The following is a 14,736-nucleotide window of genomic DNA, read 5'->3' as shown; positions in this document are numbered from 1 at the left end:
GCGCGGGCCCCCTCGGCACACGCCGAGGGGGCCCACGCGCGTCCGCACCCGGAAACCGGCCCACAGGAATCGGTCGCCCGTGCGAGCGCTCATACCAGAGCGGGACGGATGGCGGGCAAGTTCCACAACTGCCCATCACGGCCGCACTTCCGGCGACTACCGTGTGTGCCCGGTGATCAACGGTGGGCTCATATTCTCCGGGCCTGCCCGGCCGATGACCCGAGAATGCCCGACCACCGTAGGTGCCACCACATGTACGCAGATGCCTGGGGCCCCACGTACCGAGGACGCTGATGTCTCAACTTCGCGCACCCGACGCGCGACCGGACCGACGAGAGGGCGGGCGGCACGGCCGACCGGGCGCCCGTTCCCACTCGGCCGCGGCCAGACCACGCGCCGCCCGCCCGACCCCCGAGGCGCGCATACGCCCTCAACTCCTGCGCACCGCCGTGCTGCCGGCCCTCGCGGTCGCCCTCGCCGGCGCCGCGGCCGTCGTCTTCACCGCCCGCGCGGGCCACGCACGGCCGTCCACGGAGCTCTGGACCGCCCTCGGCTCGGCGGCCGCACTCGCGCTCGCCGCGATCCTCTCCGCCTTCCTGGCCGCCAACCGCGCCGCCACCACGGTCTTCGGCCGCTGCCTCGCGCTGCGCCGGACCAGCGCCCAGGGCCAGGCCGAACTGCAACGCGTCGTGGAACAACTGCGCAACGGCGAACCCGTCCCCGCCCGGCGCGCCCCGCAGAGCCCGCCGCCCGGCGGCGACCCCTTCGAACTGCTGGCCCAGGAGCTGGGCCGCCAGCAGGAGGCCGCCGTGGTCGCGGTCGTCGAGGCATCCCGGCTCTCCGAGCCCAGCGGCGAGGACCAGAAGGTCGAGGTCTTCGTCAACCTCGCCCGCCGCCTCCAGTCGCTCGTGCACCGCGAGATCCAGCTGCTGGACGAGCTGGAGCACGAGGTCGAGGACCCGGACCTGCTCAAGGGGCTCTTCCACGTCGACCACCTCGCCACCCGCATCCGCCGCCACGCCGAGAACCTCGCCGTGCTCGGCGGCGCCGTCTCCCGCCGCCAGTGGAGCAACCCGGTCACCATGACCGAGGTGCTGCGCTCGGCGATCGCCGAGGTCGAGCAGTACCCCCGGGTCAAGCTCGTCCCCCCGATCGACGGCACCCTGCGCGGGCACGCCGTGGCCGACGTCATCCACCTCCTCGCCGAACTCGTGGAGAACGCCACCGTGTTCTCCGCCCCGCACACCCAGGTCCTGCTGCGCGCCCAGCGCGTCACCGCCGGGCTCGCCCTGGAGGTCGAGGACCGCGGACTCGGCATGCCCGGCGACGAGCAGAAGCGGATGAACGCCCTGCTCACCGACCCCGACCAGGTCAACGTCGCCCGCCTCCTCCAGGACGGCCGCATCGGCCTCTTCGTCGTCGCCTCACTGGCCCGGCGCCACGGCATCGCCGTACGGCTCCAGAGCAACATCTACGGCGGCACCCAGGCCGTCCTGGTCCTCCCGCAGACCCTGCTCGGCGCCGACGAGGACACCCCCGGCGCGGCCGGCGAGGCGCCCGTCCCGCCCCCCGGGCCCGTGCATCGCCCGCCGCCCCTGGAGGAGCGCCCGGCACCGCGCGAACCGGCGCCCGCCCCCGAGCCGGAACGCCGGCCCTACGTCCCCAGCCAGCAGCCCAGCCCGCACCGCGCCCCGCAGCAGCCGGGACCGGCCCGCCAGGACGAGGCACCGCCCCTGCCGCTGCGCGCCGAGCGTGTGGACCGGCCGGCGGACGACACCCCGCCCGCCGCGCCCGCTGCCCCGTCCGACGAGGCGACCGCGCCGAGGACCGCGGCCGACCGGCCCGTGCTGCCCAGGCGCGCCAACCAGGAACACCTGGTCCCGCAGCTCAGGGAGGCGCCCGCGCCCCGGTCCGGGGACGAGCCCGTCCTGCACGACCCGGGACTCGTCGCCGCCTTCCGGCGCGGCATCGACCTCGCCGAGGCCCGGGCCGAGGCCGAGGAGGAGCCCGCGCCCGAGGCGCCCGCCGGTACCACGCACATGACGACGGCGGCCCAACTCGGCGCACCGGCCCGGCCGCTCCCCGTCCGGGGCGCCGCCCAGCCCGCGCAACTGCACGGAGCCGGTGCCCACGACCCACTCGCAGCGAACCCCATCAAGGAGTAGATGCCCCATGGCGACCGATATGCCGTCCGGTCAGGTCTCGGACCTCGACTGGCTGCTGAGCGGACTGGTCCAGCGCGTGCCGTACACCCGCAGCGCGGTCCTGCTCTCCGCCGACGGGCTGGTGAAGTCCCTCCACGGCATGGACGCCGACAGCGCCGACCACATGGCGGCGCTGGCGGCGGGCCTCTACTCGCTCGGCCGCAGCGCCGGGGCGAGGTTCGGGGACAACGGCGAGGTCCGGCAGGTGGTCGTGGAGCTCGACTCCACGCTCCTCTTCGTCGCCACCGCCGGCTCCGGGACCTGTCTGGCCGTCCTCGCCGGCCGCAACGCCGACGCCGCCGTCCTCGGCTACGAGATGACCATGCTGGTCAAGAGCGTGCGGCCCTATCTGATGACCCCGGTGAGACAGACGGCCGGGACACCGGGCACCGCGGGGCTGTGACCATGGCGGTCACTCAGGACGGGCCGCTGCTCGACGACGCGGCGGGCCGCCTCATCCGCCCCTACACGGTGAGCAACGGGCGTACCCGTCCCACGGCCGTGCTCGACCTGCTGTCCCTGGTGATGGCCACCGGGAGCGTTCCGCAGACCCACCTCGGCCCCGAGCACTCGGTGGCCCTGGGACTGTGCGAGGGCCCCACATCGGTGGCCGAGATCGCCGCCCATCTGCGACTGCCCGCCGTCGTGACCAAGGTCCTCCTCTCCGACCTGGTCGACTGCGGCGCCGTCACCGCCCACGCGCCCGCCTTCCAAGACATGCCCACCGACCGACATCTGCTGGAGGCAGTGCTCGATGGCTTACGACGACAGCTCTGACGGCTACGGCTACCCGGACGGCTCCGGCTATGGCTACGGCTACGCGGACGAGGGCACCGGCGGCGGGTACGGGCAGGACACCGCCACCGCCGCGTACGCCGCCCCGCCGGCCGCGCCCGAGGGCTTCCCCGTCGCGTTGAAGGTGCTCGTCGCCGGGGGATTCGGGGTCGGCAAGACGACGTTCGTCGGCGCCGTCAGCGAGATCGCGCCGCTGAGCACGGAAGAGCTGCTGACCCAGGCGAGCGCCGCGACCGACAGCCTGGAGGGCGTCGAGTCGAAGACCTCCACCACCGTGGCGATGGACTTCGGCCGCATCACGCTGGACGACCAGCACGTGCTGTACCTGTTCGGCACACCGGGCCAGGAACGCTTCTGGTTCATGTGGGACGAACTCTCGCAGGGCGCCCTGGGAGCGGTCGTGATCGCGGACACCCGCAGGCTGGAGGAGTGCTTCGCGGCCGTCGACTTCTTCGAGCGGCGCGGCATCGGATTCGTCGTCGCCGTCAACGAGTTCGACGGCGCCTACCGCTACGGGCCCGAAGAGGTGCGCGCCGCGCTCGACCTGTCGCCGGAGGTGCCGGTCGTACTGTGCGACGCCCGTATCGCCAGCTCCGGCACCGGCACGCTGGTGACGCTGGTCCAGCACCTCATCAACGCCACCGACGACGCCGTGCCGCTTCCCGGGCACGCCGGATTCGGGGCCAGGCCGTGATCCCGCGCGCCGCCGGGCGACTGCTGCTGACCCCCGTGGACAGCGAGGCGCCCGCTCGCAGCCGACGGTTGCGGAGCCTCGGCCTGGGGGAGCGCGAGGACGCCTCGTTCGACGACTTCGACGCCTTCGCCGACAGGGTGGCCGAAGTGACGGACGTGCCGTTCTCGATGGTCAACTTCATCGACGGGAACCGGCAGTTCTACGCCGGACTGCACACCCCCGCCGGGACCCGCAGGGGGTCGGACCTGGGGGCCACCGCGGCGGGCAGCGGCAGCAGCGGCCGGTACGTGGCCCTCGACCACGGCTACTGCCCGCACGTGGTCGTCCGGCGCAAGGCACTCGTCCTGGAGGACGTCTGCGACTACCCGCGCTTCGCGGGCAACCCGGTCGTGGACGACATAGGCATCCGCTCCTATCTGGGAGCACCGCTCATCGACCGCACCGGAATGGCCCTCGGCGCGGTCTGCGCCGTGGACACCGTGCCCCGCCCCTGGGGAAGGGCGGGGCTCGACACCATCAAGTCCCTGGCGCAGGAGCTGATCAGCCACCTCGACCGCAGGGAGGACCACGCCCCCCGCTTCTGATCAGACCTCGACCGTGCGCCCGTCCAGGAAGCCCAACGTCACCGCGTCCCCGGCCACCCGCACCCGTACGGCCGTGCGCAGTGCCTCCGGGTGGACACCGTCCCGGGACAGCACCACGAGCGTGACATGGACGCTCCGGCCACCCGGGTGGGGAGCGCTGCGCAGATACGGAACGGCCGAGTGCGGTCCGTGCGCGTTGGACTCCACGTCCCGCGCCACCTCGGCGTCCTCGGGCCCGCCGTCCCAGCCGTACAGGCCGACCACCGCGCTGGACAGGCCGTCCGCGGTCCGGGCGAGCGCCCACCCGGGGCCCGAGGTGGCGAACGGGCCGGTCCGGTGCGCGACGGCGTGGCCGCCCTCCCGGACCACGGCGCCCTGCGGCGCCTCGACCCGGTGCACCCGGATCTCCCACGGCCCGTGCAGCACGCTCGTCGTTTCGATCCGGTACGCGCGCTCGTCGCCCGGCAGCCGGGCCGCCGACCAGGACGCGGCGACGCGGTCCGCGCAGCGCACCGGGTGGATGCGCCGGCGCCGGGACGGGGTGCCGTCCGGGGCCAGCAGTGCCACGTGGTTGTCGATGTTCCGGGCGAAGGCGTGCGGCGCGGACTCCGGGGCGGTCGCCGTCGAGTACGCCAGCTTCGCGTAATGCGGATCGTCGTCGCCCGCCCCCGCGTCCGGGTCGGTGTCGCCCGCTTCCGGGAGCGGGTTGTGGTCGCTGCCGTGGTTGACGAGCCGGACGATCCCGTCGTGCCGGGTGCCGTGCAGCAGCCAGCCGGGCGCCGGAAGCGCGGTGTACGTGTCGGACTCCTCGACGGGCAGCGCCCGTTCGCGTGCCGTCCACACCTCGTGGTCGGCCGGGAGCAGCAGCCCGAGGAAGCCCTTGCTCGCCCAGTACGGGGACGCCGGTCCGGAGTACGGCTGCGTGGACGCCAGGAACGTGTCGTACCAGCCGAGCGTCAGCAGCCCCCGCTCGTCGGGCGCCCCCCGCTCCGCGAAGTGGCGCAGCGTCCCGGAGGTGAGGCGCCGGGTGAGTCCGGGTGCGAGCGGGGTGCAGTCCGCGACGGCGCCCATCCAGACCGGGGCCAGCGACGCGAAGCGGTAGCACAGCGACCGGCCCTGGTGGACCGGGGCGCCGTCGGCGCCGAAGAAGTGGGGATAGTCCTCCAGGAAGCGGCTCAGCCGCTCCCGGTAGACGGCCGCCCGTCCGCCGTCGCCGTCCGGGCCCGCGATCCGCGCCCACAGCAGCGGGTACAGATGCATGGCCCAGCCGATGTAGTAGTCGAAGTTGCGCTCGCTGCCGTCGGTGTACCAGCCGTCACCGACGTACCAGTCCTCGATCCTGTCGAGCCCGCCCTCGATGTCGGACTGGCTGTACGGGGCGCCGACCGACGCCAGGAACTGTTCCGAAACCACCTGGAAGAGGCGCCAGTTGTTGTCCCAGGTGCGTCCGCCGACGAAGCCGGAGAACCAGTCGGCGATCCGCTCCCGCACCCGGGCGTCGAGCCGGTCCCAGATCCACGGCCGCGTCTCGTGCAGCGCGATCGCGACGGACGCCGCCTCCACCAACTGCTGCGAGCAGTCCGTCAGACGCGGCCACGCCTCCCCGCTCGCCGGGTCGGTCCCGGCTGCGAGCCCCGCCGCGTACCGCTCGGTCAGCGCGGGGTCGACCGCCCCGCCCGCGCCCGCGATCCGGAACGCGGCCAGCAGGAACGACCGGGCGAAGCCCTCGAGGCCGTCCGACACGACACCGGACCAGCTGTTCCGGCCCGGCAGCCGGTACTGGGCGAAGCCCGGTGTCGCGTACGGCGTCAGCGCGTCCAGCATCCGGTCGGCGGTCGCCTCCCAGTGGGCCCGGGTCCAGCCCGTGCGGGAGGACAGGATCCGGTCGGTGGGCGGCAGGTGCAGATGCGGGGCGACGGACATGACGGTGGTGCTCCTGGTGTGTGCGGGGTTACTGGACGAGTTCGGCGCGGTGGGTGTGGCCCCGGGAGCCGCCGACGGCGACGGTCAGCAACGGCCGGCGCCCCGGGGTGACGTCGACGGTGTCGTCGGCCTCGGCCACCTCGCGGACGGCGAACGGCAGGCCGACCGTGACGGAGGTCCCCGTGCGGCCGGGATCGGCGACCGCCACGGAGACCCGGGCGCCGCGCCGGCGCACCAGGACCGTCGCCGGACCGGAAGCGGTGATGCCCCCGGCCGTACCGGCGGCCCAGAAGTGCACGGCGGTCAGACCTGTCCTGCGGTCCTCCACCGCCTGCGCGGTGGCGTCGTTGACGAGGACGCGCACCGGGCGGGACGCCGACCAGACGGCGGTGGCCGCCGCCGAGGCGCCGGGCAGCAGCACATAGGCGTACCCGGCGCCGTCCGGCGAGGTGCCGTGGTCGAGCCAGAGGGTGAGGTAGCGGCGGGTGACGGGGTCGGTGCTGCCGCCGGTGTCCGCGCCCGTGTCGATGGCCCGCCAGGTGCCGGTGCGCTTCTCGCGCAGGGTGCGCAGGGCGGCCCCGCCGGGCAGCACATAGCCGCCGACCCCCTCGATGTGCGCCCAACGGGCATGGCCGGAGGCGCCGTTACGGACGGGGATCCCGTCCACGAGCAGCCGGTTGCGGCCGTCCGCGCCCAGGTTGCGGTTCTCGACCACCGTCTCGACCGGGCGGCCGTCGCCCGACGTGATGCCCGCGCCGAGCGCCACGACCGTGTTGTCGAGCAGGAACCACGCCTTCCGGGCCCGCAGGCTGCTTCCCGGGGCGCCGGTCAGCTCCATCGCGGCGGCGGCGTACCGGCCGTCCAGCGCGGCACCACCCGCCACCGCGTTCGGCGGCCGGTAGGTGGAGGTGCCCGCGCCGGTGCCGAGGTCGTCGCGCGGGCGGGTGTCGACCGTGGTGCCCGGCAGGCGGTACGGGTCGACGGTCGGCCAGAAGCCGTCGTTGTACTGCCCGAGGTCGTCGCCGTCGTAGAGATACGTCATGCCGTCGCCGGTGTACCAGCCGTGCAGGTTCTCGCCGTTGCCCGCCTCGTACGCGGAAATGCGCTTCGAGGACAGCGACAGGGTGCAGGCCCAGCCGGGGCGGCGGTGGACGACGCGGTCCATGTCGGCGAAGACGAAGCTGCCCGTGGTGCGCGGCGCGGGGCGGATGCCCGCCTCCGCCAGCACCGCCTTGGCCAGGGCGAGTTGGGGCAGGGTGGCCAGTGCGGTGAACGGGGTGGTGCGGTTGCGGGTGAGCCAGCCCTTGACCAGTGAGCGCCAGCGGTCCGCCGGACCGGCGGGGGCGCCGGTCGCCAGGAGCAGGATCGCGGCGACGGCGGCCGCACCGTCGCGGTGGTCGCCCGCCCGCTCCCGGGAGATGGCGCGGCCGCGCACCGCGTCCATCATCAGCCCGTCGAAGATCACCGGGACGAAGCTCCGCTCCACGGCCTCGTACATCACCGACACCTTCGGGTCGGTCACCGCCCATGGCGAGCCGGCCAGCAGCGAGAGCAGCCAGGCCGCGCCGCCGAGCAGCACGGTGCCGTAGGAGCCGGTGTACGCCACCTCCGAGTGCTGGACGAACGAGCCGTCCTCGTAGAAACCGTCATCCGAAGTCGTATAGCGGAACAGGCTGTTGCGGCCGGAGTCGCGGACGTCGGAGAGCGCGTCGCGGGCCGATGCCACCTTGTCCGCGTCCTTGCCGAGGAGCCCGCGCAGCGCCACGATCACCGCCTTGTCGGTGCGGTTGGCGCCGGTCTCCGGCAGGGTGGGGGAGTTGGTGCGGCGGTCCGCGTCGGGGCAGAACCGGTCGACGACCGCCAGGTAGTCCGCGAGATCGGCGGCGGGCAGATGGGCGCGCAGCAGCACACAGCAGTCCATCAGCGCGCGCGGGGCCCCGATCTCCCAGAACCACCAGTTGCCGGTCTCGGGCGCCGAGGGGTGGTACGCCGTGTCGTACGCGAACCGCAGCGCCGAGAACAGTGCCTCGGCCGTCTCCGCGCTTCCGGAGAGGGCGGTGCCGGGCGTGGACCACGCGACGGCGAGCGTCCGCAGCCGGGTGTAGCTCTGGCCGAAGTTGCCCGGATCGGTGAGCGGTGAGAGGTCGGACCACAGCGCGGTCCGCCCCCCGCTTCGGTCCAGGCTGTCCCACAGGGCGCCCGCCGTGGTGTCCAGGGCGGCCACCCCGGCGGCGAAGTCGGGGTCCGCGGGGTCGAAGACGCCCCCGGTGAGCAGCGTCCGAGCCCGGTCGAGAAGTCCTTCGAAGTCGTCGACCGGATCCTCCTCCCGCGCTGTGGCCCATGCCGTCCCGGCCGGGCCCGCCGTCAGGGCCACCGACGCCGTGGCGCCGCTCGCTGCGAGAAGGGTCCTTCTGCTCAGGTGCATGATGATTCCCTTTCCTCGTCGTCGCGGTCTCAGTCGGAGAGCGTGCTCGGGTCCACGGGCGGCTGGGGGAGGTGCAGCGCGGCGAGTTCGGCGCGGCCCGTTGCGTCGATGGGGAACGCCCAGGTGTTGACGAAGAAGTCCGTCAGGTCGTAGCCCGCGATCCGGCTGGAGTAGGTGGCCAGGGCCCGGTAGCGCTTGGCGTCCTCGGTGTAGTCGGACTGCGGGTTCTCCTCGCGCACCAACTGGTGCAGGCGCGGCCAGAAGTCCTCCCCGAAGGCCAGCTCCAACTGGCGCAGCGGCACCAGCTTCTCGTACGCCCCGAACGACTTCTCGTAGGTGAGACCGGGCGTCCCGAACTTGTCCCGGGAGCTCTGGAACACGGTCCGACCGGTCGCCGGGTCGACCGTGAGCAGGTTCGACGGCTGCTTCAGGGTGCGCTGCGCGGCCAGCGAATAGATGTTCACGGTGACCTCGGTGAGGCCGCCCGGCTTGTACGCCATCTGCTGATGGAGGTGGCCGAGCTCGTGGTACAGCCCCCAGCCCCGGGTGCGCAGGCCCTCGACGGTGGTGGCCCGGTCCAGGTAGGCGCGCGGGAAGCCGTTGTAGCCGTGCGTGGCGTAGGCGCCGACGCCGGTGGGCACCTTGCTGACCTCCGTGAAGTGGTACGGCCCCGCCTTGCGCCGGTGCACCGGCTCGGAGCCGTCGAGCCCGCTGATCCGGGCGTGCGAGTCGACGATGGTCTCGACCAGCCGGAGCAGCGCCGCGTGGTCCTCGTCGCGGTACAGCAGGGCGCCCTCGCGGGTGAGCGTCATGATCGTGTGCGGGGCGTGCAGCTCCACCCAGGGCGACTCCGTCAGCGTGTCCAGTTGGCGCTGGTAGTCCGCCTCACCGGTCCGGCCCAGTGTGAAGACGGGCATGCGGACCGCGCCGGACCGGAAGAGCACACCGGCCCGCTCGCCGTGCCCGGTGAGCGTCAGGTAGACGGGGCCGCCGTGCGGGTCGGTCACCGTGTTGGCGCCGGAGGCCAAAGGGTAGCTGCGGGGTTCGGTGATCTCGCCGTAGTAGTCCCAGGCGCCGATCCAGAGCGTGGGGACGAGGCCGTCGTGCGGCTGGACGGTCAGCGAGAGCGGGGTGCCGGCGGGCACGTACAGGCCGGTCGGCTGGAACTCCGAACCGCGCAACGCCTGGGCGAGCCGCAGCCGTTCGGCCTCGGCGGCGGGGCGTCCGGTGACGGTCACGGACACGGGGCGGCCGGCGGGGTGTCCGGTGGGCCGGGCGGTCGCGGGCCGGGCCTGGGCGGCGGTGGCGGTGAGGCCGAGGACCGTCGCGGCTCCCGCGCCCGCCGCCGCGCCGAGGACGGCACGGCGGCCCACGGAAGAGGGCGATGCGGGGGCGGACTCGGGGGCGGGGGAGGCGGCCGGGGCGGCGGACGGGGTGTGCTTACGCATGCGGAACTCTCCCTGCAGTCATGAACGAGGGGCGAAGGCGTGCGGATCGGTGGGGGTGCCCGGTCAGCATGTAAGCGGTTGCTGTCGAGCCGCAAGGGGAGTCGGGAAGTTACTGTGATTTTCTATGGCCAACTGCGGACAGGCAGGAAGTAACCGGTCACTTGCGCGGCGGTCTGGTGGACCGGGGCGCCACGGAATCGCGTACGACGATGTGGGTGCCGAGCCGCAGCGCCCCGGTGGTCGGCTCCCGCCAGTCGTCCTCGTCCCCGCCGGACACGGCGAGCCGCACCGCCTGGCGGCCCATCTCCTCCAGCGGCACATGGACGGTGGTCAGCCGGGGGCGCAGCTCCTGGGCGACCGGGATGTCGTCGTACCCCACGAGCGAGACGTCCTTGGGCACCCGCACGCCCGCCTCCTCCAGGGCCTGCGCGGCACCCGCGGCCACCATGTCGTTGGCCGCGAAAACAGCGGTGAACTCCGGTCCATCGCGCAGGAGTTCAGCCATCCTCCGGTATCCGAAGCCGCGGCTGAAGGCGCCGGGCTGGGCCAGCTCGGGATCGACCCGGACACCCCGCAGCTCCAGCGCGCGGCGGTGTCCGGCGAGCCGGTCGCGGGTGGTGGAGAGCCGGGGCGGACCGCCGAGGTAGAGGATGCGCTCGTGGCCCTGCATCAGCAGGTGGTCGGTGATCGCGAAGGCGCCGCCCTCGTTGTCGTACTCCACGGCGGCGGTCGGCGCGGACTCCCCGAGCGGGGGCCGGCCGCACAGGACCAGCTTCGAGCCGCCCGCGTCCAGCTCGCGCGCCCGGCGGGCCAGCTCCGAGGTGTAGCCCCGGTCCGCGATGGAGCCGCCGACGACCACGACCGCGTCCGCGCGGCGCTCGTGCATCAGGTCGATGAAGGCCAGCTCGCGCTGCGGATCGCCCTGGGTGCAGCAGACCAGGCAGAGCCGTCCGCCGAGCGCCGCCTCCCGTTCCACGCCGCGCGCGATGTACGCGTAGAAGGGGTCGATCACCTCGTTGACGATGATGCCCACGGTGCGGTTGGAGACGCCGGCCAGGGCACGGGCGTGCGCGTTGACCACGTAGCCGAGCTCGCGCATGGCGGACTCGACGCGCTCCCGGGTCGCGTCGGCGACGGGGTAGTTGCGGTTCAGGACGCGGGAGACGGTGGCCGTCGAGACGCCCGCGCGCCGGGCGACGTCGGTGACCGTCGCCCGCCGCTGTCCGTCCCCGGCCGTGCTCTGCCGGCGCATCCGGCTCACCCCCTGAAGGCTGTTGTGTGACGACGAGCCTAGTGCCGTGGCGGGCCCGGCCGGTCGCGGTCCCGGAGCCCGCCGCGGAGGGGCGGTCACGCGATCCTCCCCAGGTCGGCCCGGTGCACGGGGTGCCCGAACGGCTCGCCCCTGGCGTACCGCGCCAGCTCGTCCACGGCGAGCGCGCCGAGCCGGCCCACCTCGTTGCCCTGGGCGCCCGCCAGGTGCGGGGTCAGGAACACGTTGGGCAGGTCCCACAGGGGGTGGCCGGGCGGCAGCGGTTCCGGCGCGGTCACGTCGAGGACCGCGTCCAGCCGGCCGCTGACCAGGTGGCCGGTCAGCGCCTCGGTGTCCACGAGCGGGCCGCGCGCGGTGTTGACGAGCAGCGTCCCGGGACGCATCAGACCGATCCGGCGGGCGTCGACCATGTTCCGCGTCTCCGGCGTGTCCGGGGCGTGCAGGGACACCACGTCGCTGGTCGCCATGAGGGTGTCCAGGTCGACCGGCGTCACGCCGAGGAGGGCGGCCTCGGCGGCGCTCACGTACGGGTCGTGCAGCAGGACCTCCGCGTCCAGGGCCGCCCGCAGCAGCTCGATCACACGGCGGCCGATGCGGGAGGCGCCGACCACTCCCACGGTCAGACCATGGGTGCCGAGCCAGTGGTGGCGGTCCAGGTCGGCGGCGGTGCGATGGGTGCGGCGGGTCCGGTACAGGTCCGCGAGCGGGAACACCCGCTTGGCGCCCATGATGATCGCCGCGAGGGTGAACTCGGCCACCGGCACGGCGTTGGCCGCGGCGGCCGACGAGACGAGGATCCCGCGGTCGAAGGCGGCCGGTGACAGGAACGTCTTCACCGTCCCCGCGGCGTGCACGACCGCCCGCAGCGCGGGAGCCCGGTCCAGCAGAGCCGGGTCCACGGGCGGACAGCCCCAGCCGGTCAGCAGCACCTCCGCGTCGGCCAGCGCCCGGGCGGCGGCGGGGGAGTCGAACTCGCTGATCACCGCCGGATCGAGAAGTTCGGCGGTCTCTTCGAGACGCGACCGGACGGCGGGCGGGAAGACGTCGTCCAGTAGCCCCGCGCTCATGACCAGGACCGTGCGCGGCCGCCTCCGGGGCGGATCCGCTGCCTCGGTACCGGAACGGGCCGGCGCCTCTTCGGTGGTTCGCACCCTGCCTCCGGATAGTAATCGTGTTCTATCGAATGACGGGCACGCTAGGGAGGTCCACGGCCGACCGTCAAGCGTGCGACCAGCCCGAATGGGCCTATAGGGAAGGTTTGTTGGGATTCGTGACCCAGGAATTGGCCCGGAAGAACGGCGACTGGAGAAGACGTTCGCCCGGATCCCTTGACGCTCGGGTTAACCGCTTACTAACTTGCCGCCGCAGAAGGCACACCACGCGCCACCCAGCCGAACAGGACCCACCATGGCTGACACAGCACCCCCGCTGCCGCGCGAAAAGCGGCGAACGCGGCGAAAGCGGGCCGGGGAGCCCGCCCCGCCGCCCGGCCCGGCCCTCGCCGCCCCGCACCGGCTCACACTCGGCCAGCGACTCAAACGCGACCGGGTGATGCTGCTGCTCACCCTGCCCGGACTGCTCTACTTCGTCGTCTTCCACTACGTGCCGCTGCTCGGGTACGTGGTGGCGTTCCAGGACTACCAGCCGTACCTCGGCTACATGCACAGCGTCTGGGTGGGCTTCGCCAACTTCTCCGCGGCGTTCAGCGAACCGGCCTTCTGGAGCGCGACGTTCAACACCCTGGAGATCGCCCTCGTCCAGCTGGTGTTCTTCTTCCCGGTGCCCATCGCCCTGGCCCTGCTGCTCAACAGCATCGCCAGCGACCGCATCAGGCGCTTCGTGCAGAGCGTCGTCTATCTGCCGCACTTCATCGGCTGGGTCATCATCGTCTCGATCTTCCAGCAGATCCTGGGCGGCGCCGGCGTCCTGCCCGACCTCCTCGGCGGCATGGGCCTGCCCCGCTACGACATGATGAGCGACCCGGACGCCTTCCCCTGGCTCCTCACCCTCCAGGTGGCCTGGAAGGACGCCGGCTGGGGCACGATCATCATCCTCGCCGCCCTCCTCAACATCGACCGGCAGCAGTACGAGGCCGCCGCCATCGACGGAGCCGGCCCCCGGCGCCGCCTGTGGCACGTGACGCTCCCGGGCATCGCCCCCGTACTCATCCTGCTGCTCATCCTCAACCTCGGGCAGATCCTCTCGGTCGGCTTCGAGCAGATCCTGCTCCAGCGCGATGCGGTCGGCCCGGACGCCGGCGAGGTCCTCGACACCTACGTCTACTACCACGGCATCAAGGACAACGACTGGGGCGTAGCCGCCGCCGTCGGACTCGTCAAGGCGGTCATCGGCACCGCACTCGTGCTGGGCGCCAACAAGTTCGCCCACCGACTCGGCCACGAAGGGGTGTACCGCGGTGCTGACCGCTGAAAAGACCCGCGCCACGGCCCGGACCACCGCGCCGAAGACCCCGCCCGTCCCCGTACGCACGTCCGACGGCCGCCCGCCGTGGATGGAGCGCCCCACCCGCGTCGGTCAGACCGCGAAGGCCGTCGCCGTCGTCGTGGTCGTCCTCGCCGTCGCGTACCCGCTCGTCGGCGTCATCGGGACGAGCTTCGCCTCGCAGACCGACATCATCAAGAGCTCCGGCCTCGTCCTGTGGCCGGACCACCCCACCCTCGACGCCTACCGCACGATCTTCACCGGTGGCGTCGTCAGCCGGGCCCTGATCGTCTCCGTCGGCATCACCGTCCTCGGCACCCTCGCGAGTCTGCTCGTCACCGTCGGCATGGCCTACGGGCTCTCCCGGCGCGAGGTCACCGGGTCCCGCTTCATCCTGATGACGGCGCTGTTCACCATGCTGTTCAACGCCGGCATCATCCCGAACTTCCTGCTGGTCAAGGGCCTCGGCCTGTACGACACCTACGCGGCGCTCGTCATGCCCACCCTGGTCAGCGCCTTCAATCTGGTCGTCCTGCGCTCCTTCTTCATGAACCTGCCGGAGGAGCTGTACGACGCGGCGAAGGTGGACGGTGCCGGGGACTTCCGCATCCTGGTCCGCGTCGTCCTGCCGCTGTCCAAGGCCGTCCTCGCCGTCATCAGCCTCTTCTACGCGGTGACGTACTGGAACGCCTTCTTCAACTCGCTCCTGTACCTCAACGACTCCGACAAGTGGCCGCTGCCCATGGTGCTGCGGACCTACGTCCTCCAGGGCCAGAGCCTCGACTCGGCGTCGGCCGGCGAAGTGCTCGCCCCGCAGCAGGCCGTGCAGATGGCGGTCCTCGTCATCGCCGTCGTCCCGATCCTCTGCGTCTACCCCTTCCTCCAGCGCTACTTCACCAAGGGCGTGCTCACCGGAGCCGTCAAGGGCTGAGCGCAGCCGCCGCCCCCCGC

The 14,736-nt window shown here is 72.9% G+C and carries 12 protein-coding genes; 7 read left to right on the top strand and 5 right to left on the bottom strand.

The genetic code is table 11. From position 1 onward, the window contains the following. Positions 1 to 293 precede the first annotated feature (293 nt). The 5 genes from ACFZAT_RS08860 to ACFZAT_RS08840 are packed head-to-tail and all read left to right on the top strand — an operon-like array spanning position 294 to position 4,277. Positions 294 to 2,165, top strand: coding sequence for an ATP-binding protein (locus tag ACFZAT_RS08860; RefSeq protein ID WP_391262172.1), 1,872 nt, complete (start codon positions 294 to 296; stop codon positions 2,163 to 2,165). A gap of 7 nt (positions 2,166 to 2,172) precedes the next feature. Continuing rightward, positions 2,173 to 2,607 (top strand): roadblock/LC7 domain-containing protein, encoded by a 435-nt coding sequence (locus tag ACFZAT_RS08855; RefSeq protein ID WP_161209832.1) that lies wholly within the window; start codon positions 2,173 to 2,175, stop codon positions 2,605 to 2,607. A gap of 2 nt (positions 2,608 to 2,609) precedes the next feature. After that, entirely contained in the window at positions 2,610 to 2,981 is a 372-nt protein-coding gene (locus tag ACFZAT_RS08850) for a DUF742 domain-containing protein (RefSeq protein WP_026171133.1), read from the top strand. After that, positions 2,959 to 3,693: an ATP/GTP-binding protein gene (locus tag ACFZAT_RS08845; protein ID WP_391262169.1), complete on the top strand. Its 735-nt coding sequence runs from the start codon at positions 2,959 to 2,961 to the stop codon at positions 3,691 to 3,693. Before ACFZAT_RS08850 ends, ACFZAT_RS08845 begins: the two co-directional genes overlap by 23 nt. Then, positions 3,690 to 4,277 carry a GAF domain-containing protein gene (locus ACFZAT_RS08840; RefSeq protein ID WP_391262167.1) on the top strand — a complete coding sequence of 196 codons (588 nt, stop codon included), beginning with the start codon at positions 3,690 to 3,692 and terminating at the stop codon, positions 4,275 to 4,277. Before ACFZAT_RS08845 ends, ACFZAT_RS08840 begins: the two co-directional genes overlap by 4 nt. Here the strand turns inward: ACFZAT_RS08840 and ACFZAT_RS08835 are convergent, their stop codons facing one another. From ACFZAT_RS08835 to ACFZAT_RS08815, 5 genes are all read right to left on the bottom strand, one after another. Beyond that, on the bottom strand, positions 4,278 to 6,200 hold the full coding sequence (locus tag ACFZAT_RS08835) for a DUF2264 domain-containing protein (protein WP_391262165.1): 1,923 nt from the start codon (positions 6,198 to 6,200) through the stop codon (positions 4,278 to 4,280). It lies immediately after the preceding gene. A 28-nt stretch (positions 6,201 to 6,228) separates the two neighbouring features. Beyond that, on the bottom strand, positions 6,229 to 8,625 hold the full coding sequence (locus tag ACFZAT_RS08830; RefSeq protein WP_391262163.1) for a polysaccharide lyase family 8 super-sandwich domain-containing protein: 2,397 nt from the start codon (positions 8,623 to 8,625) through the stop codon (positions 6,229 to 6,231). Between the two features lie 29 nt (positions 8,626 to 8,654). Next, positions 8,655 to 10,073 carry a M60 family metallopeptidase gene (locus tag ACFZAT_RS08825; RefSeq protein WP_391262161.1) on the bottom strand — a complete coding sequence of 473 codons (1,419 nt, stop codon included), beginning with the start codon at positions 10,071 to 10,073 and terminating at the stop codon, positions 8,655 to 8,657. 157 nt (positions 10,074 to 10,230) lie between these two features. Next, on the bottom strand, positions 10,231 to 11,325 hold the full coding sequence (locus ACFZAT_RS08820) for a substrate-binding domain-containing protein (protein WP_391262160.1): 1,095 nt from the start codon (positions 11,323 to 11,325) through the stop codon (positions 10,231 to 10,233). Positions 11,326 to 11,420: 95 nt separating this feature from the next. After that, positions 11,421 to 12,410, bottom strand: a complete 990-nt coding sequence (locus tag ACFZAT_RS08815; RefSeq protein WP_391262158.1) for an NAD(P)-dependent oxidoreductase — start codon at positions 12,408 to 12,410, stop codon at positions 11,421 to 11,423. Between the two features lie 340 nt (positions 12,411 to 12,750). On the opposite strand from ACFZAT_RS08815, the gene ACFZAT_RS08810 reads away from it, so the two are divergent. Together ACFZAT_RS08810 and ACFZAT_RS08805 are read left to right on the top strand one after the other, a co-directional pair. Beyond that, complete coding sequence (locus ACFZAT_RS08810; RefSeq protein WP_391262156.1) at positions 12,751 to 13,773, top strand: ABC transporter permease subunit; 1,023 nt, start codon at positions 12,751 to 12,753, stop codon at positions 13,771 to 13,773. Between the two features lie 82 nt (positions 13,774 to 13,855). Next, on the top strand, positions 13,856 to 14,716 hold the full coding sequence (locus ACFZAT_RS08805; protein WP_391262753.1) for an ABC transporter permease subunit: 861 nt from the start codon (positions 13,856 to 13,858) through the stop codon (positions 14,714 to 14,716). Positions 14,717 to 14,736: the final 20 nt, after the last annotated feature.

It is taken from the genome of Streptomyces sp. NPDC008163, assembly GCF_042956885.1.
Lineage (GTDB): Bacteria > Actinomycetota > Actinomycetes > Streptomycetales > Streptomycetaceae > Streptomyces > Streptomyces drozdowiczii_A.
Note: the sequence above shows the minus strand (reverse complement) of the source record. Positions and strands in the feature narration are given on the sequence as shown.